The following is a 15,778-nucleotide window of genomic DNA, read 5'->3' as shown; positions in this document are numbered from 1 at the left end:
CACGTTCACTCGATGATGCGCCGTCGCGCGCGTTGCCCGGCCGATCATCCACCGCGACGCGTTCCGCTGCGCGCGGTTTGCGGCTAACACACGCGCATGCTGGCGATACGCATCACCCTCATCCCCTTCCTCCTCCTCGTCGGCTGTGCCGGCCAGCAGCAGGGCGGCTCCACCGACGCGGCGGCGATGCTGCGTCTCGGTGACCGCATGCGCTCGGGCGGCGACGAGGCCAGCGCCGCCGCTTTCTATGCCGGCGCCGCCGAGCAGAATCCGCGCAGCGCCGAGGCGCGCTTCCGCCTGGCCGCGACGCAGGCTGCGGTCGGCGCGCTCTCCGAGGCCGAAGCCTCCTACCGTGCCGGGCTTGCGCTGACGCCCGACAGCATCGATGGCCGCACCGGCCTCGCGGCGGTGCTGCTCCGGCGCGGTGACGCGGCTGGCGCGGAAGCCCTCCTCGCACCGCTCGCTGCCGGTTCCCAGGATCTACGGCTGCTGCGCGTCCATGGGGTTGCGCTCGACCGGCTCGGCCGGCCCGCGGAAGCAGCGGCTGCCTATCGGCGCGGCCTGGCGGTGGCGCCGCAGGATGCGGATCTGCGCGGCAATCTCGCGCTCTCGCTCGCGCTGGCGAATGATCCGGCGGCCATCGCGGAAGTGCGGCGCGTGCCGAGCTCGCCCGCCAATGAGGCGCGCCACCGGCGGCTGCTCGCCCTGGTGCTGCTGCTCGCCGGCGATCCGGCAGGCCCCGCCGAGGCGCAGCGCCTGCCGCCGCAGGAGCGGGAGGAGATCCTGCAGCGCGTCGCCGCCGCGCGGGCCGAGAGCGACCCGGCGCGGCGTGCCGCCGCCGTCGGGCTGGTCAGCGGAACAACCCTGCCGGCGCAGTCGGGTTCGGTGCCGGCGCGGGTGCCGCCGGGTTAGGCCCACCCTCCTCGTTCGGCTGGGCGGGCTCCCGCTCGTTCTCGCCGGTGCGGGCTTGCGGCGTGCGCGGTTGGCCGGGGCGCGGCTGGGCATCGCTCCGCGCCAGCCAGCGTTCGGCGGCGCGCGCGATCGGGCCGGCGGCGGTCGGCGCATGGGCGCGCCCCTGGATCAGGTCGTCGGGATTCTCCGCCTGCTGCAGCATCGCCGTGTCGAGCGCGCAGCCGGCCGGCAGCAGGTCGTCCCGCTCACGCCCCCCGGCGGCGCGGAACGTGTAGGGGACGGAGGCGTGGCGGCCGGGTTCCGCGGTGCCGAGGCAGGCATCCGCGATGCGCATCCGGCGCCGCAGCACCACCATAGCCTCGTCGCGCCCGAGCGCACCTTCCGCGTCGGCTCGCCAGGGCGCCTGCGGGCGGCCGGTCGCGGCGCGCAGGCTGACGGCGCGGCTCTCGGCGAGCGGGCCGGGCGGTACGATGAAGGCGACTTGACCGCGCAGCTGCGGCTCCGTCACCAGCGTCGCGCTGTCGCGCACGAAGGTGATGGTCTCCCGGTACTCGATGGTGCGATCGGAGAAGCCGCGGGCGCGGTCGTTCTCCGGATAATAGGTGCAGGCCGCGATGAGCGGCAGCAGGAGGAGGGTGCGCATCAGTCCACCACGAAGCCGACCAGCCCCTGCTCCCGGCGGAGTGCCGCACGCGCCGGCGCGATCGGGGTCGGGATCGCCGTGGGGTCGCGCACGGCCTGGGACAGGATCGGGGTGATCAGGATCACGAGTTCGGTCTCCGAACGCTGGAACCGGGTGGAGCGGAACAGGGCGCCAAGGATCGGGAGGCTGCCGATGCCGGGCAGGCGGTCCGTATTGTCCGACATGCGGCGCTGGAACAGGCCGGCGATCGCCAATGTCTGGCCGGAGCCGAGCTCCACCGTCGTCTCGGCGAAGCGCGTCGTGAAGGACGGCACGCGATAGCCCTGGATGGTGAGGCTGCCGGTATCGACCATCTCCGACACCTCCGGCCGCACCCTGAGGCCGATTCGGCCTTCGGGCAGGATGGTCGGGGTGAAATCCAGCATCACGCCGAAGCGCTTGTATTCGATGCCGACAATGCCTTCGCGCACCGGCACCGGGATCGGCACCTCGCCGCCCGCCAGGAAACGCGCCCGCTCGCCGCTGAAGGCGGTGAGCGTCGGCTCGGCCAACAGGCTCAGCACGCCCTCGCGCCGCAGCGCATCGACTAGCAGATCGACGCTGTTGCTGCCGTCGTTGAAGCCGCCGCCGATGCTGCCGAAGGCCTCGGCCGGGTTGAAGCCCTGCATGAAGCCGCCGGTCACCACGCGGAAGGCGAAGTTGCCGGGGTTAAGCAGCGCCTGCCAGTTCACGCCGAGGCGTTCGAGGTCGTTGCGCGACACCTCCGCGAAGCGCACGCGCAGCGCCACGTGCTGGCTGCCACCGAGCCTGGTGCGGTCGAGTGGCACCTGGCCTTCCGGCGAATAGGCACGGGCCGTCGCCTCCACCTCCATCGCCTCGCCGACGCTGCCGACCCGACCTTGCGTCATCAGCCGGTCGCCGACGAATTCCATGTCGACACCCGAGCGTCGGGTGGGAAGCGCGTTGCGGGCGGCGGCGGCGCTGCGCTCCACCCGCACCTGGAATTGCGCGACGACGCCCGAGCTGCCGTCGACGGCATGCAGAGAGGTCTGCCCGATGCGGCGGCCATAGACATAGACCACGCGGGGCGAGACGATCTGCACATCGGCCACCGCCTGGTCGGCGATGAAGACTTGGGTGATGTCGCGCGGCATGCGCAGGATGGTGCCTTCGCCGACACCGACATTGGTGGACCCACCGCTGACCGCGGCGCCCGTGCTGCCCTGGGCCAGGGCCGCTTCGGCTGAGAGCAGCATCGCCACCATGGCGATCGCGTGCAGCAGGCCGCGCATCAGGCGACCGCCCGTTCGGGCTGCGGGCCGCGGGCGCGGGCCGCCATGCCACCGGGGAGGTGGATCGTGCCGAGCGGCTGCACGGTGAAATCCGGCGACAGGTCCTGGTAGGAGATCACGGCGACGTCCGCTCCGTTGTTGGCCAGCAGGGTTCTCACGTGCCGCCGGATATCGAGCGAGCACAGCATCACCGGCGCCGGCCCGCGCGAGGCGGCGAGCTCCATGCGCAGGCGTTCGGCGAGCGCCGCGGTGACACCCTCCGGCAGGGCGAGGAAGGTGCCCGCCGGTGTGGTGCGCACCGCCGAGCGGATCGTCTCCTCGGCGTCCGCGTCCATCATGAAGGCGGCGATGATGCGGTTGTGGTCGGCATGGCGATGGCAGATCTGGCGCCGCAGCCCGGCCCGCACCGCTTCCGACAGGGCGGCGACATCCTGCTCGCGCTCGCCATGTTCCAGCAGGCTCTCGAGCAGGCCGCGCAGGTTGCGCACGGCGATGCCTTCCTCCAGCAGGCGGCGCAGCACCTCGGCGATGCGCTGCAGCGGCACCACGCGCAGCGTCTCGCGGATCAGGTCGCCATATTCGCTTTCCAGCCGCGCCAGCAGGGCGCGGGTCTCCTGGATGCCGACGAACTGCGCCGCCTGGGCGCGCAGCACGGCGGCGACACACATGGCCAGCGCCTGCTCGGGCACGGCGTGGCCGACACCGGATGCCGCGAGGCGCGAAGCGTCGGCGCGCGACGCCCAGAACCCCTGCTGGCCTGGCAGCGGCTCCGCCCGGATCAGCGCCACGCCCGCGAGCTCCGCATGTTCAGGGTCGTCCCGCAGCAGCACCGCATCCGGTGGCAACACGCCCTCCGCTACCGGCACGCCATCGATCTCAAGGCGGAAGCGCTCCCCCTCGAGCGCGTTGGACGCTATTGGCAGTACCGTCGGAACTGATACGCCGAGCGCGTCCGCGGCTTCGTTCACCGCTGCCGCCAGCGCGTCGCGCAGGCGCTCCCGCGGCAGCGCCGCGGCGAGGCCCGGCGAGAGCAGCAGGCGGATGCGCGACACCTCCGGCGTCACGATCGCGAGCGCCTCCTGCTCCGCCTTGGCGAGTGCGATCGCCGGCGCGCGCCCGGCGCGGCGCGCCAGCAGGGCGAAGCCTGCGGCCAGCGCGAGGAACAGCACCACCGGGAAGCCCGGCACCAGGCCGAGCAGCGCGGCCGCGGCGGCGGCGAGCCACAACGCGCGGGCGTCACCCATCACCTGGCCGACGATCTCGGCCCCCAGGCTATCCGTGCCATCGGCCTCGGCGGTGGCGACGCGGGTGACGACGATGCCGGCGGTGATCGCGACGAAAAGTGCCGGGATCTGCGCGACCAGGCCGTCGCCCACCGTCAGCACGGCGTAGGTCCTGCCCGCCGCGCCGATCGACATGCCGTGCTGCATGACCCCGACCGCCAGGCCCCCGATCAGGTTGACGACGATGATGACCAGGCCGGCTATGGCGTCGCCCTTCACGAACTTCATGGCACCGTCCATGGCGCCATAGAGCTGGCTTTCCCGCTCGAGCCCGCGGCGGCGGCGGCGCGCCTCCTGCTGGTCGATGTCGCCGGAGCGGAGATCGGCGTCGATCGCCATCTGCTTGCCGGGCAGCGCATCCAGGGTGAAGCGGGCCGCCACCTCGGCGACGCGCTCGGCGCCCTTGGTGATGACGACGAACTGCACCACGGTGATGATCAGGAAGATCACCAGCCCGACCACGACATTGCCGCCGACCACGAATTCACCGAAGGTCCGGACGATGTCGCCGGCATCGGCCTGCAGCAGCACGAGCCGCGTGGTCGCGATCGACAGCGCCAGGCGGAAGACCGTCATCACCAGGATGACCGCGGGCAGGGTCGAGAATTCGACCGGCGTCCGCAAATAGAAGGCGACCATCAGCAGCAGCACGGCGCCGCTGATCGAGATCGTCAGCAGCGCATCCACCGCGATGGTCGGCAGCGGCACCACCATCATCGCCACGGTGGCGAGCAGCAAAGCGGCGACGGCGAGGTCGGATCGGAAGGGCAGCCTGGCGAGGGTGCGGCCGAGCATCACGCCGCGTCCCGGACGGCGCGGAAGGCGGCCCGCGCCTCCTCGCGCCGGCCCAGCGCCAGCAGGGCGCGGGCGCGCAGGACTCGGTTGAGCGGCAGCGCGGCACCGGCCGGGTCCAGCGCCTCGGCGCGGTCCAGCACCTGCGTCGCCTGCTCTCCGAGGCCGCAGCCGATCAGCGCCAGCGCCAGGGTGCGCAGCAGCGGCGCGGAGGCGTGATCGCGCGCAGCCAGCATCAGCAGCACGGCGGCGCGGCGAAGCTGCCCCTGGCGCAGATAGACATAGCCCAGGCAGTGCAGCAGCTCGGCGATTTCGGTCCGCACGGCGGCTCAGCTCTCGACCATGGTGCCGCGCCGCTCGGCCAGATCGCGATGGCGATCGAGCTCGTGGCGCAGCGCCTCGGCCCCGAGGGCGGCCAGGACGTCGTCTTCCGATGCCGCCTCCAGCGTGCCGGCGGCGAGTTCCAGCAGGGTGACGATGCGGCCCGGAGTGAGCCGCCCGAGCGAGGCGGCGGTGGGTGCCACGTGGTCGAGCAGCGCGGCGGCAAGGCCGGAGGAATTGCGCGGCGTCCGTCCCGCACCCTCGCCGCCGGTGAGGAAGGCAAGCTCGGCGATCGCATCGGTGCCGATCCCGCCGGCATCACCGGCGGCATCCGCCGGCGGTTGGCGGGACCGCAGCGCGGCGATGCGCGCGGCGGCCGCGGGGATGGCGCCCTCGGCTGGCTCGCCGGCGACGCCGGCCGGCTGGGCCGGCGCCACCGCCTCGCCGCTGCCCGGCGTCCGCATGACTGGCGGCATCGCGTCAGAGGCCCGTCGTCACGGTGCGGTCCCCGCGCCGGAAGACCAGATGTTCAGCGGTGATGCCGTCGAGCACCCAGCCGCCGGGCAGCACCGCGCCTTCGCCGTAACGCTCGCCATCGGCGGCGATGACGAAGGGGATCGGCGCCAGGGAAACCGCGCGGACCGCGAGGCGGGGCAATTCCGCCGGGACCGCGGCGCCGAGGCGCACGAGCAGCGCGGGGCCGGCGCCATGCGCCCCGTCATACCAGGCGCGCAGCGCGGCCCAGCGGCGATCCTCGCCGGTCGGCAGTGCGCCCGCGACCAGTACCGCGCCGCCTTCGGCGCGCGCCGTGAGCGGCAGGCCCGCTTCGTCGAGCTTCGCCTGCAGCGCGGCGGCGGCAGCCATTGGGTCGGGCACCGCCGCGCGTGGCGCAGCCGCCGCGGGCGGTCCGGCGACGGCAGCCGACGGGCCGGGCTGCAACCAGGCGAAGCCAGCGATCAACGCCGCGATCGCACCGCCCGCCATCGCGGTCACGGGCCGGAGCCAAGTTCGCGACCGCACCGCGCGCGGCGGCCCCGCCACACGCAGCCGCGTGGCGCCGAGCACAATCTCTGCGCCCGCGGCGAGGCGCCGTTCGGCGCCCGCGGCGATGCGGCGCCCGGCGGCCATGATCTCCGCTCCCGCGGCCAGCCGCGCCTCGCCGTCGTGGCCAAGGGTCAGCAGCGCATGGCCAGGTCGCGCGCCGGGATCGGCGAACACCAGGTCGTCCTCCGGCGCGCCACCCAGCCGGAATGCGCCGGCCGGCAATGGCAGAACCGCACCAGCGTGCGGGCCGGACAGAATCTCGATGCGCCAGGGCGCCTTGTCGCCGGACGCGGTGTCAGGGGGGGCGTGTTCGCGCATGGATCGGATCCTCGCCGCGCCCGCCGGAAGGCCCTGTGGAAGGGGCCGGCGGGCGGGGCGAGAGGGGCCGGCGTGAAGCCGGCCCCGTCCCGGTTCAGTTCTGCGGACGCTGCTTGGCGGCGTCGAGTTCCGCCTTCTTCACCGTGGTGATCGCGGTGATCTCGGCGGCCTTGGCGATGGCCTGATCGAAGGCGGCCTGCATGTCGCCGATGGCGCCGGAGGCGTCGCCGCCACCGATGGCAGGGGCGGACGGGGCTGCGCTGATGCCAGACATGGGTCAAATGCTCCGTTTTGGTGGTTCGGCCAGGATGGGCGAAAGATCGAGGGCGGCGCGCCACGCGCCTAACAGCCGGCCGAGCCGCACCTGGTCCTCCGCGTCGGTCGCGGCTTCGAACAGCACGCGGCAGCGGGCTTCGCCCGCCGCCAGACGCGGCACGTGTCGGGCGGGATTGCCCTGCGTCGCCTGCGCGCTGTTCTGACCCCGACCGTGCATGGACAAGACCCGTCTCCACCGACCAACGCCGCGACGCCTCGTCACCGCGGGTGCCAATTTATTCGCGGCAGAATGGACCGGCGGTCAACCGCGACTGGGCAATATCAAGCTCACTCATTCGCCATCATGAAAGTGACATTTCTATTTAATATGCGTGTGCTTGGCGGGTCTGGACTTCTTTTCTACGGTGGCAAGCATGAATACGCTCACGCAACCTGCCGACCCCCGCGGCAACCGTGAGGCGAGCCAGAATATTCCGATCACGTTAACGCGATTACTTTCAGTATTTATCTTTGTGATTTTGCTGCCTGTTCCGACTCGGGCCGAGGAGCCCGCTCCGCCGGAACCCGCCGCGACGGAGGAGGCACTGCCGCCAGCGCTGCCCGAGAGCACCGCCAGCGCCGGCACCGAGCTCGAGTTCACCATCTCGGCGCCGGTCCCGCGCCCCGCCGTGCCATGGGAAGGGCGGCGCTTCGACTATGCCGTCGTCGACCAGGACCTGCGCGAGGTGCTGACCGAGTTCGGGCGCCGGGTCGGGCTTTCGGTCGCGATCAGCGACGCGGTGCGCGGCCGGGTGCGCGGCCGCCTGCCCGCGCTGCCGGCGCGCGGGCTGCTTGAGCAGCTCGCGGCGATGCACGGTTTCGACTGGTTCAGTGACGGCGCGACGCTGCACATCTCCGCCTCCTCGGAAGCCGTGTCGCGACTCGTCGAGCTCGGCCGCGTCAGCCCCCGCGCGCTCGGCGCGGCGCTCGGCAGCCTCGGCATCGTCGATGAGCGCTGGCCGATCCGCATCGCATCCGGTGGCCTCGGCCTCGCCATCCTGGCAGGCCCGCCGCGCTATGTCGCACTCATCGAGCAGACCCTCGCTGCCCTGGCACGGCGCGAGACACCGGCCGCGACCGTGGCGCCGGCCGGCTCCATTCGCATCTTCCGCGGCCGCACGGAGCGAGGCACATGAACCACATCCTTCCGCCGAACCGCGACCGCACCGTGCTGCTCTCGAGGAGCGATGCGCGGATGCTGGCCGAGATCGCGCTCGCCGCCGTGCAGCAGGGCCACGGCGAGCAGGCGCTGCCGATCCTCGACGCGCTCGACCACGAGACGCCCGATCACCCGATCGCCGCCGTCGGCCGCGCGCTGATGGCGTTGCATGCCGGCCGCGCCGACGACGCGGTGCGCATCCTCGAGCGAGAGGCGCTCGGTAAGCGCCATGGCCGCGTTCCCGTGCAGGGGCTGCTGCTGATGGCGCTCGCCGCAGGCGGCCGATACGCGGAAGCGGCACGGCAGCTCGACATCATCCTGGCAGGCCCCGACGGCGCATCGCGGCGGCTGGCCATGACCATAGGCACGGCGATCCGGCAGCGCGCCGGACAGCCGGTCCGCCCCTGAACGAGAGAGCAGGGGTCTTCGAGAGAGCAACGGAGAGGAGAGAGACACCATGGATCTCGGTTCGATCGCGGGAGCCGTCCTTGGCGGCGGTGGCGGCGGCGGCGGCATCGCCGGTTCGCTGTTCGAGGGCGTGCTGGGCGACCAGATGCTGCAGGGCATGACGCAGGTCGGCGGCTTCGTCATGCAGACCATCGCGCAGCCGATCCTGCAGGACATGCTGAGCGAGTTGGGGGCCGAGGACGAGTAAGGCGGCCTTCCCCACACCCTGAGAGAGCAGGGTTCTTCGAGAGAGAGCGCAAGGAGAGAGACGATGAATCTTGGTACCATCGCGGGCGGCCTGTTCGGCGGCCCGGTCGGGGCCGCCATCGGCGGTGCCCTGTTCGAGGGCCTGACCAAGCCGAATGCCAGCAGCTTCGATCTGCCCGCCTCCGCGTTCCGCGGACGGGATGGCGGCGACGTGACCATCAATGGGGACGTCAACATCAATGGCGGTGCCTGCGGCTGCGGCGAGGCGGGCGGCAATGAGAGCCCGGTGGAGCTCGCGACCAGCCTGCTGGAGATGGCGCAGCACGCGGAAGACCCGAAGCAGAAGGCCGACCTGATCAAGGCGGCGATCGAGCTGCTGGGCGGCGAGACCGGCGCCGAAGGCCCAGGCGGCGGCGAGGCGCCGTCGAGTGGCGGCTCTTGCGGCGGCAGCGACGCCGCGCATGGCGACGGCGATACCCAGGTGACCTCCTATGAAGGCGAGTCGCTGAAGAACCTGCTGAAGGCCTCGGGCGGCAAGGGCAGCATCGGCGAGGAAGACGGTGGCTATGGCGTCGCCGGCGGCAAGGCCGGCGCCGAGATCGATCCGGGCGAGCGCCTCACCTTCACGCCGCCGGCCGGTGCCGGTGAAGCGCAGGGCGCCACCGTGCTGCTCGGCGACATCTACAATGGCGGCCCCGACAAGGGCCGGCAGGAGACCGGGCGCATCATCGCCAAGGATGCGGACGGCAATGTCGTCGGCGTCTATGACGTGCAGGGCCAAGGCCCGAATCAGCCGGGCGAGCTCTCGGTCCGCATCGACAAGCCCTTCGCGACGCTGGAATTCGAGTCGGGCGGCAAGGGTTCCGACTTCACCGTGAAGGCGGTGCATGTCGATCACGCCGGCGACGGCGCCGCCACCCCGGCGCCATCAGCGCCGGATTGCGAGCCGCCGGCGGCGCCGGCCGATGGTTCCGGCGCACCGAAGACCTTCTCCGGCGACGACCTCCGCGAATGGCTCTCCGCCGAGGGCGGCACCGTCGAGGAAGGCAAGAACGGCTACTCGGTCGAGAATGGCGCTGATGGCACCGATGTCGTCAGCGGCGAGATCGACCGCGGCCAGAGCCTCACCTTCACCGTCCCGCCGGGACAGTCGGCCAATGGCGGTGGCGAGGTGACGCTCAACAACCTGTATCGCAATGGCCCGGATGGCGGGCATGTCGAGCAGGCCAAGGTCACCTTCTATGACGAGGACGGCCGTGTCGTGGACGAGAAGATCGTCCAGGGCACGCCGGATGGCTCGGTTTCGGTCGGCACCGACAAGCAATTCGCCCGCGTCGAGGTGCAGCCGATCGACGACGGCGCCGGCAATTCCTCCGACAACTCCGACTTCACGCTGGGGTCGGTGACGATGAACCCGGCCTCCGGCGGCGCTGAGCCGGCGGGCGGCAGCACCGGTGGGTCCGAAGGGCCGGATCAGGAGCTGCTGAGCCTGCTCGGCAAGATGCCGGGCATGATCATGGAGACCGTCGAGGATCCGGAGCAGCAGTCGCGTCTGCTCGACCTGGTGGCCAGCCTGACCCAGTCGCTGGCCGGCGGCAGCACCGCGCAGGCGGCCTGAACCGTCGACAGGGCGAGGCACGGCACATGACCCCCGATCTGGACCAGCTCTGGGAGGGCCCGGCCACGGCGTGGCTCGACCTGGCCGCGTCCAGCGGGCTGGTGGGTGCCGTGCTCGCCACCCTGGACCCGCCGGCCGTCGCCGCGCGTCCGCGCTTCCTCGCCTTCCCCACTCCGATGGCGCGGCTGCCGCGCCATCGGGCGGGGTTCGCGGGCGGCGGGGCGGGCGGCGGCGGGCCGGGCTGCCGCTGACGGCCGGGATCGCTCCCGGCCGTCCGCCAGGCCGTGCCGCCTCCCGCGTGGGGCCGGTGCGACTGCGGCAGGCTCCGGGGTCTCTCTCCTCTCTCCCTCTCCCCCGGGGTCCGCGCCGCGCGCATCGGTCGGCGAGGGAGAGCGGGGCAGCCGGCTGGCGACGCCCCTGAACGGAGATACGCGTGATGCAGATCCCACCCGCTTCCCTGCCCCCCATTGACACCGCCGCGCTGCAGCCGGCGCAGCCCGCGATGCCGACGCCGTCGGCGGGCAATGTCTTCGACCAGAGCCTGGCGGCCGCCCGCGCCTCCGATCCCGCGGCGCTAAGCGCCCGTGTGGGCGAGGTGCTGCGCGGCTTCTCGGCGCGCGCCAATGCGCTGCGCGACGACATGCAGCAGGCGATGCAGGCGCAGCCGGCACAGCCCGCCGTCGCCGCGCCGGCGGTGCCGAGCGGCGACATGTCGCATATGTACCAGGCGGTGGTGCGCACCTTCGACTTCGCCATGGAGACGCATCTGGTCGCCAAGGCGGCGACGCAGTTCACCGGCTCGCTCAACACGCTGCTGCGCGGACAGTGACGCCCATGCGCCCGCGCCTCCTGATCCTGATCCTGATCCCGCTGCTGCTGGCGCTGACGGCCTGCAAGGTGGAGCTGAACCGCGGGCTGAGCGAGCGCGAGGCGAATGAGGTGGTGGCCGCGCTGCTGCGCCAGGGCATCCCCGCCGAGCGCCACACCGATCCCGCCGCGCGCGACACCAGCGGGCGCAACGTCATCGTGCAGGTGCCGCAATCGCGCTTCGCCGAAGCGGTCGAGGCCCTGCGCGCGCAGGGCCTGCCCCGCCAGTCCTTCGTCTCCATGGGCGAGGTGTTCCGCGGCGACGGACTGGTGAACTCGCCAACCGAGGAGCGCGCCAGACTGATCTGGGCCATGGGGCAGGAGCTGTCGCGCACGGTCGCCGAGATCGACGGCGTTCTGGCGGCGCGGGTGCATCTCGTGCTGCCGGAGAATGACGCGCTGCGCCGCGAAGCGACGCCATCTTCCGCCGCCGTCTTCATCCGCCACGTGCCGGATGCCCCGGTCGCGGCGCTGGTGCCGCAGATCAAATTGATGGTCGCGAGCGCCGTCGCGGGTCTCTCCTATGATCGGGTGACCGTCACGCTGGTGCCCGCCGCCGTCGCCGCCCCGGTCGCGGCCCCGCCGCCGATGGAGCAGGTGCTGGGCCTCTGGGTTTCGGCCGACAGCGCCGGGCCGCTGCGCATGGCGCTCGCCGCCGGCGCCGCCCTGCTGGTGCTGCTGCTGGGCCTTCTCGGCTGGTCGCGGGCGCGGCCCAGGACCACGACCGGCCTGCCGGCCAGGACCGGACGCTGATGCAGCCCGGGCGCGCAGCCCCGCTGCTCGGCGGCGTCACGACGGCGACCGCCGCGCGGCTGCTGGCCTCCCCGCGCTTCGGTGCCCGCACCATCGCCCTGGTCGCCGCGCGGCTTGGCACACCGGAAGCGGCCCTGGCCGGCTTGCCGGCCGCGGAGGCGATGCTGGCTGGGGCACCGGCCGCAACGCTCGGGCGTGCCGCGATCCTGGCCGGCGCGGTCTGGCACGCGGCGCAGATCCGGTCCCTGCTGCGCGGCGCCGATGTCGCCGCCTTCGTCGCGGAGCATGGCGAGGCCGCGCGGCGCGTAGCGCTGGCCCATGCAGCGCTGGCGCCGGCCGACCCCGGCAAGGGCGGCATCGCGGCGGATGGCGCCGCGCTGCTCGCCGCCTGGCGCCAAGCACTGCCCGCGCCGCTGCCCGACTGGATCGCGATCCGGCTGGCGCCCGAGCTCGACGTCGAGCCCGGCGAGCCGCACCGCACCCATGCGGGTGCGATCCTCGCTGCCATCGCGCCGGAGGCGCTGGCATGACCGCCCCACGTCCCCTCGGCCGCGTCATCCCTGCCGCCGAACTCGGCATCCGCCTGGAAGCCAATGCGGTTCTGGAGGCGGCACGGAGCGAAGCCGCCGCGATCCGCGCCGCCGCGCGGCAGGAAGGGCTGGAGCGGGGACGCAGCGACGGTGCGGCTGCGGTGACCCGCCTGCTCGCCGAAACCGCGATGCGGGTGCGGGCGGAGGCCGAGGGGCTGGAGGCTGCGCTGGCCGATGCGATCGTCGCCGGCGTCGCGCGGGTGATCGGTGCCATGCCGCCCGCCGAACGGGTCGCCGCGGCGGCGGCGGTCGCGATCTCCGAACTCGGTGCGCGGTCGCGCGTGACGCTCCGCGTGCACCCGGTCGCGGTGGAGCGGGTGCGGACGGAGATCGCGCCGGCGGTCGAGACGCTGGTGCTGCTGGCGGATGCGTCGCTCGCCGAGGATGACTGCGTGGTGGAGAGCGCGGCGGGCAGCGTCGCCGCCGGCATCGCGCCGCAGATCGCCGCCTTGCGCGCGGCGCTGACGCCATGAGGCCGGCACTGGACCGGCTGCGGGCACGGATCGCGACCGCCCAGACCCGTGCCCGCTTCGGCCGCGTCGAACGCGTGCTCGGCACGGCCCTGGAAGTACGCCTCGGCGGGTTGCGCCTGGGCGAGCTCTGCCGGGTCGGCGACGGGCTGGCGGCGGAGGTCGTGTCGGTCGCCGAGGGCCGCGCGGTGCTGACCCCGGTCGGCGAGGTCGCGGGCCTGGCCGCCGGCATGCTGGTGACGCCGACCGGGCGCGGCTTCGAGGCGCCGGCGGGTGAAGCCTTGTTCGGCCGGGTGCTGGACGGTCTCGGCCGACCGATCGATGGCCGCGGCCCGCTGCCGCCCGGCCCGCGCGTGCCGGTCGATGCCGCGGCGCCGACACCGCTGTCGCGCAGCCTGGTGTCGCGGCCGCTGCCGCTCGGCGTCCGGGCCCTAGACGGGTTGCTGACCGCGGCCGAGGGGCAGCGCGTCGGGCTCTTCGGGCCGCCCGGCGCCGGCAAATCGACCCTCGTCGCGCGCATCGTACAGGGCGCGCGGGCGGACGCCTTCGTGGTGGCACTGGTCGGCGAGCGCGGGCGTGAAGTGCGTGAGTTCCTGGAGCGGCATCTGCCGGAGGCGGCGCGGCGGCGGGCGGTCGTCGTCGCCGCCACCTCCGACCGGCCGGCGCTGGAGCGGATGAAGGCGGCGCAGGTGGCGACCGCCATCGCGGAGTGGTTCCGCGACCAGGGCATGCGCGTGGTGCTGCTGGTGGACAGCGTGACGCGGCTGGCCCGAGCCCTGCGCGAGGTCGGTCTCGCCGCCGGCGAGCCGCCGACACGGCGCGGCTTCCCACCCTCCGTCTTCGCTGCCCTGCCCCGCCTGCTGGAGCGCGCGGGGCCGGCGGCGACCGGCTCCATCACGGCCTTCTACACCGTGCTGCTGGAAGGCGAGCTCGCCTCCGACCCGGTCGCGGAGGAGGTGAAGTCGATCCTCGACGGGCATGTGATCCTGTCGCCGGCGTTGGCGGCGGCCGAGCACCATCCGGCGATCGACATCCTCGCCAGCCGGTCCCGGGTGATGGAGGCGGCGGTGACGCCGCAGCATCGGGCCGCGGCGGGGGCCCTGCGCCGCCTCCTGGCGCGTTATGCGGAGATCGAGCTGCTGGTCCGGGTCGGCGAGTATCGCGCCGGCACCGATCCCCTGGCCGACGAGGCAATCCGCAAGATCGAGGCGATCCGAGCCTTCCTCCGCCAACCGGAGGAGGCGCCGACGGCATTCGCCGAGACGGTCCGGCGCCTCGGCGAGCTCGCCGCGTGACGGCCGAGGATCTCGCCACGCTGCGGGCGCTCAAGGCCTTGCGCGAACGGCGCGAGGCGGCGGCGCTGGCGGCGGCCCGCGCCAAGGCGGAAGCCGCGCGGCAGGATGCCGAGCGGGCGGCATTGATGGCGCGATCCTTCGGCGCCTTGCGTCAGGCACGCGGCGGCATCCTGGCGCGCCGCCTGCTCGCGGCGCCGCAAGGGCCGGCGCCGCTGGCGATCGCCCAGGCCGAGCTGCTGGATCTCGCCGCCCGCGCCGGTCGGCTCACGGAACGCGCGCGCGTGGCGGGTGCCGAAGCCGCTTCGCTGATCCGCCTTGGCAATCGCGCGGAGGAGCGTCACGCGCTGGCGGCCCGGCGGCTGGCAGCCTGGGACGCACTCGGCGCCGAGCTCGCGACGCAACAGGACGCGGCGGCGGAGCGCGAAGCCGAGGCGGTGAACGAGGAGACCGCGGAGACGCGGGCGACGCGATGGACGGGTTGACCCCGCCGCCCGTGAGCCGCTGGCGCGCGCCCGCCCTTACCCCGGATGCGATGCGCGCCGCCAACCGGCTGGCGCGGCGCCGCGCGCCGGTCATGCTGCCGGGCGGCCTGTCGCTTCGCCCTGCGGCGCCCGGCGCTGCGTCCGGTGCGGTGCTGACGCTCGACAGCGCCGAAGGTCCGTTGCGGATCCAGGCGCCGGATGCGGCCTGGGACGCACTGCTGGCGACGCTCGATCCCGCCGCGGTGGCTGCACGCGGCGCGCTCGGGGCGTTGTTCGCGGAAGCGGCGCTCGAACTGGTGCTGGTCCCCCTCGAATCCGGCCTCGGCCCGCTCGCCGCGCGCGATTTCGGCGCCGGCAAGGCACGGCCCGATCTCGGCTTCGCGCTGGCGGATGGCAGCCGGGTGGCGCTCGAGCTGCCGGCACCGCTGCTGGCGGCCGCCATCGAATTGCTCGGCGCCCTGCCGGCCGAACCGGCGCTGCCGCCGGTGCCGATCCCGGTCTCGCTGCGCATCGCAATGGCGGATCTGCCGCGCGCTGCGCTCGCCACGCTCCGCCCCGGCGACGCCATCCTCCCATCGGCGCTGCGACCGCGCCGCCACGAGGCCGTGGCGGTGGCGGCGGAGAGCCTCGCCTGGCCGGTGCGCCTGGATGAGCGCGCCCGCGCCGCCGGCCCGCGTCGCCGCGCCGCCGCCCTCGGCCTTCAGGAGTGGACCATGTCCGAACAACAGCCGGCCGACGAGTTGCCGCTCGACGAGATCCCGATCCGCCTCGCCTTCGAGGTCGGCCGGGCGGAGATGTCACTGGCGGAGCTCGGCGCGGTCGGCGAGGGCCACATCTTCCCGCTCGGCCGCGACCCGCTGGCCGGGCCCGTCGACATCCTCGCCAATGGCCGCCGCATCGGGCAGGGCGAGCTGGTCGAGGTCGGCGGCACGCTCGCGGTGCGCGTGCTGTCGCTGCTGCGCGGCTGATC

General features: G+C 73.6%; 21 protein-coding genes. 13 read left to right on the top strand and 8 right to left on the bottom strand.

The genetic code is table 11. The features are described from left to right. Positions 1 to 96 precede the first annotated feature (96 nt). Positions 97 to 912, top strand: a complete 816-nt coding sequence (locus GXW71_RS01050; protein ID WP_211850512.1) for a tetratricopeptide repeat protein — start codon at positions 97 to 99, stop codon at positions 910 to 912. Here GXW71_RS01050 and GXW71_RS01045 read toward each other — a convergent pair. The 8 genes from GXW71_RS01045 to GXW71_RS01010 form a co-directional block, all read right to left on the bottom strand. Next, on the bottom strand, positions 851 to 1,555 hold the full coding sequence (locus GXW71_RS01045; protein WP_211850510.1) for a hypothetical protein: 705 nt from the start codon (positions 1,553 to 1,555) through the stop codon (positions 851 to 853). The two genes, GXW71_RS01050 and GXW71_RS01045, sit on opposite strands and share 62 nt — an antisense overlap. Continuing rightward, on the bottom strand, positions 1,555 to 2,847 hold the full coding sequence (locus GXW71_RS01040) for a type II and III secretion system protein family protein (RefSeq protein WP_211850508.1): 1,293 nt from the start codon (positions 2,845 to 2,847) through the stop codon (positions 1,555 to 1,557). Before GXW71_RS01040 ends, GXW71_RS01045 begins: the two co-directional genes overlap by 1 nt. Further along, positions 2,847 to 4,925 (bottom strand): type III secretion system export apparatus subunit SctV, encoded by a 2,079-nt coding sequence (gene sctV / locus GXW71_RS01035; RefSeq protein WP_211850506.1) that lies wholly within the window; start codon positions 4,923 to 4,925, stop codon positions 2,847 to 2,849. The genes GXW71_RS01040 and sctV overlap by 1 nt, the downstream gene beginning before the upstream one ends. Next, positions 4,925 to 5,245, bottom strand: coding sequence for a hypothetical protein (locus GXW71_RS01030; protein WP_211850504.1), 321 nt, complete (start codon positions 5,243 to 5,245; stop codon positions 4,925 to 4,927). Before GXW71_RS01030 ends, sctV begins: the two co-directional genes overlap by 1 nt. Before the next feature lie 6 nt (positions 5,246 to 5,251). Then, complete coding sequence (locus tag GXW71_RS01025; RefSeq protein WP_211850502.1) at positions 5,252 to 5,707, bottom strand: hypothetical protein; 456 nt, start codon at positions 5,705 to 5,707, stop codon at positions 5,252 to 5,254. A gap of 16 nt (positions 5,708 to 5,723) precedes the next feature. Beyond that, positions 5,724 to 6,605: a SctD/MshK family protein gene (locus tag GXW71_RS01020; protein WP_211850500.1), complete on the bottom strand. Its 882-nt coding sequence runs from the start codon at positions 6,603 to 6,605 to the stop codon at positions 5,724 to 5,726. Between the two features lie 94 nt (positions 6,606 to 6,699). Then, on the bottom strand, positions 6,700 to 6,879 hold the full coding sequence (locus GXW71_RS01015) for a hypothetical protein (protein ID WP_211850498.1): 180 nt from the start codon (positions 6,877 to 6,879) through the stop codon (positions 6,700 to 6,702). Between the two features lie 3 nt (positions 6,880 to 6,882). Next, a complete protein-coding gene (locus tag GXW71_RS01010; protein ID WP_211850483.1) occupies positions 6,883 to 7,098 on the bottom strand; it encodes a hypothetical protein in 216 nt (71 codons plus the stop codon). A gap of 196 nt (positions 7,099 to 7,294) precedes the next feature. On the opposite strand from GXW71_RS01010, the gene GXW71_RS01005 reads away from it, so the two are divergent. The 12 genes from GXW71_RS01005 to sctQ all read left to right on the top strand — a co-directional run bounded on the left by GXW71_RS01005 (position 7,295) and on the right by sctQ (position 15,776). Next, the gene (locus GXW71_RS01005; RefSeq protein WP_211850481.1) at positions 7,295 to 8,056 is read left to right on the top strand and encodes a hypothetical protein; all 762 of its coding nucleotides are present in this window, start codon (positions 7,295 to 7,297) and stop codon (positions 8,054 to 8,056) included. Continuing rightward, the gene (locus GXW71_RS01000) at positions 8,053 to 8,487 is read left to right on the top strand and encodes a tetratricopeptide repeat protein (protein ID WP_211850479.1); all 435 of its coding nucleotides are present in this window, start codon (positions 8,053 to 8,055) and stop codon (positions 8,485 to 8,487) included. Before GXW71_RS01005 ends, GXW71_RS01000 begins: the two co-directional genes overlap by 4 nt. A gap of 49 nt (positions 8,488 to 8,536) precedes the next feature. After that, positions 8,537 to 8,734 carry a hypothetical protein gene (locus GXW71_RS00995; protein WP_211850477.1) on the top strand — a complete coding sequence of 66 codons (198 nt, stop codon included), beginning with the start codon at positions 8,537 to 8,539 and terminating at the stop codon, positions 8,732 to 8,734. 63 nt (positions 8,735 to 8,797) lie between these two features. Beyond that, the gene (locus tag GXW71_RS00990) at positions 8,798 to 10,351 is read left to right on the top strand and encodes a hypothetical protein (RefSeq protein WP_211850475.1); all 1,554 of its coding nucleotides are present in this window, start codon (positions 8,798 to 8,800) and stop codon (positions 10,349 to 10,351) included. Positions 10,352 to 10,377: 26 nt separating this feature from the next. Then, the gene (locus tag GXW71_RS00985; RefSeq protein ID WP_211850473.1) at positions 10,378 to 10,602 is read left to right on the top strand and encodes a hypothetical protein; all 225 of its coding nucleotides are present in this window, start codon (positions 10,378 to 10,380) and stop codon (positions 10,600 to 10,602) included. Positions 10,603 to 10,787: 185 nt separating this feature from the next. Beyond that, entirely contained in the window at positions 10,788 to 11,180 is a 393-nt protein-coding gene (locus GXW71_RS00980; RefSeq protein ID WP_211850465.1) for a hypothetical protein, read from the top strand. Positions 11,181 to 11,185: 5 nt separating this feature from the next. Then, positions 11,186 to 11,971, top strand: coding sequence for a type III secretion system inner membrane ring lipoprotein SctJ (gene sctJ, locus GXW71_RS00975; protein ID WP_211850463.1), 786 nt, complete (start codon positions 11,186 to 11,188; stop codon positions 11,969 to 11,971). After that, positions 11,971 to 12,501: a hypothetical protein gene (locus GXW71_RS00970; protein ID WP_211850455.1), complete on the top strand. Its 531-nt coding sequence runs from the start codon at positions 11,971 to 11,973 to the stop codon at positions 12,499 to 12,501. Before sctJ ends, GXW71_RS00970 begins: the two co-directional genes overlap by 1 nt. Then, entirely contained in the window at positions 12,498 to 13,034 is a 537-nt protein-coding gene (locus tag GXW71_RS00965) for a FliH/SctL family protein (protein WP_211850447.1), read from the top strand. Before GXW71_RS00970 ends, GXW71_RS00965 begins: the two co-directional genes overlap by 4 nt. After that, the gene (locus GXW71_RS00960; RefSeq protein ID WP_211850440.1) at positions 13,031 to 14,326 is read left to right on the top strand and encodes a FliI/YscN family ATPase; all 1,296 of its coding nucleotides are present in this window, start codon (positions 13,031 to 13,033) and stop codon (positions 14,324 to 14,326) included. Before GXW71_RS00965 ends, GXW71_RS00960 begins: the two co-directional genes overlap by 4 nt. Next, a complete protein-coding gene (locus GXW71_RS00955; RefSeq protein WP_211850438.1) occupies positions 14,323 to 14,808 on the top strand; it encodes a hypothetical protein in 486 nt (161 codons plus the stop codon). Before GXW71_RS00960 ends, GXW71_RS00955 begins: the two co-directional genes overlap by 4 nt. Next, a complete protein-coding gene (gene sctQ, locus GXW71_RS00950) occupies positions 14,796 to 15,776 on the top strand; it encodes a type III secretion system cytoplasmic ring protein SctQ (protein WP_211850437.1) in 981 nt (326 codons plus the stop codon). The genes GXW71_RS00955 and sctQ overlap by 13 nt, the downstream gene beginning before the upstream one ends. The last annotated feature ends 2 nt before the right edge of the window (positions 15,777 to 15,778 follow it).

It is taken from the genome of Plastoroseomonas hellenica (genome assembly GCF_018129085.1).
GTDB lineage: Bacteria > Pseudomonadota > Alphaproteobacteria > Acetobacterales > Acetobacteraceae > Plastoroseomonas > Plastoroseomonas hellenica.
This window is presented reverse-complemented; position numbering and strand designations above follow the sequence as displayed.

What these genes read in the sequence shown, in the direction of transcription:
- GXW71_RS01005 (WP_211850481.1), top strand. Translation starts at nt 7,295, where the DNA reads ATGAATACGCTCACGCAACCTGCCGACCCCCGCGGCAACCGTGAGGCG.
- GXW71_RS00985 (WP_211850473.1), top strand. Translation starts at nt 10,378, where the DNA reads ATGACCCCCGATCTGGACCAGCTCTGGGAGGGCCCGGCCACGGCGTGG.
- GXW71_RS01010 (WP_211850483.1), bottom strand. Translation starts at nt 7,098, where the DNA reads ATGCACGGTCGGGGTCAGAACAGCGCGCAGGCGACGCAGGGCAATCCC.
- GXW71_RS01020 (WP_211850500.1), bottom strand. Translation starts at nt 6,605, where the DNA reads ATGCGCGAACACGCCCCCCCTGACACCGCGTCCGGCGACAAGGCGCCC.
- GXW71_RS01040 (WP_211850508.1), bottom strand. Translation starts at nt 2,847, where the DNA reads ATGCGCGGCCTGCTGCACGCGATCGCCATGGTGGCGATGCTGCTCTCA.
- GXW71_RS00990 (WP_211850475.1), top strand. Translation starts at nt 8,798, where the DNA reads ATGAATCTTGGTACCATCGCGGGCGGCCTGTTCGGCGGCCCGGTCGGG.
- GXW71_RS00995 (WP_211850477.1), top strand. Translation starts at nt 8,537, where the DNA reads ATGGATCTCGGTTCGATCGCGGGAGCCGTCCTTGGCGGCGGTGGCGGC.
- sctJ (WP_211850463.1), top strand. Translation starts at nt 11,186, where the DNA reads ATGCGCCCGCGCCTCCTGATCCTGATCCTGATCCCGCTGCTGCTGGCG.
- GXW71_RS01015 (WP_211850498.1), bottom strand. Translation starts at nt 6,879, where the DNA reads ATGTCTGGCATCAGCGCAGCCCCGTCCGCCCCTGCCATCGGTGGCGGC.
- sctQ (WP_211850437.1), top strand. Translation starts at nt 14,796, where the DNA reads ATGGACGGGTTGACCCCGCCGCCCGTGAGCCGCTGGCGCGCGCCCGCC.
- GXW71_RS00980 (WP_211850465.1), top strand. Translation starts at nt 10,788, where the DNA reads ATGCAGATCCCACCCGCTTCCCTGCCCCCCATTGACACCGCCGCGCTG.
- GXW71_RS00965 (WP_211850447.1), top strand. Translation starts at nt 12,498, where the DNA reads ATGACCGCCCCACGTCCCCTCGGCCGCGTCATCCCTGCCGCCGAACTC.
- GXW71_RS01025 (WP_211850502.1), bottom strand. Translation starts at nt 5,707, where the DNA reads ATGCGGACGCCGGGCAGCGGCGAGGCGGTGGCGCCGGCCCAGCCGGCC.
- GXW71_RS01045 (WP_211850510.1), bottom strand. Translation starts at nt 1,555, where the DNA reads ATGCGCACCCTCCTCCTGCTGCCGCTCATCGCGGCCTGCACCTATTAT.
- GXW71_RS00960 (WP_211850440.1), top strand. Translation starts at nt 13,031, where the DNA reads ATGAGGCCGGCACTGGACCGGCTGCGGGCACGGATCGCGACCGCCCAG.
- sctV (WP_211850506.1), bottom strand. Translation starts at nt 4,925, where the DNA reads ATGCTCGGCCGCACCCTCGCCAGGCTGCCCTTCCGATCCGACCTCGCC.
- GXW71_RS01000 (WP_211850479.1), top strand. Translation starts at nt 8,053, where the DNA reads ATGAACCACATCCTTCCGCCGAACCGCGACCGCACCGTGCTGCTCTCG.
- GXW71_RS01050 (WP_211850512.1), top strand. Translation starts at nt 97, where the DNA reads ATGCTGGCGATACGCATCACCCTCATCCCCTTCCTCCTCCTCGTCGGC.
- GXW71_RS00970 (WP_211850455.1), top strand. Translation starts at nt 11,971, where the DNA reads ATGCAGCCCGGGCGCGCAGCCCCGCTGCTCGGCGGCGTCACGACGGCG.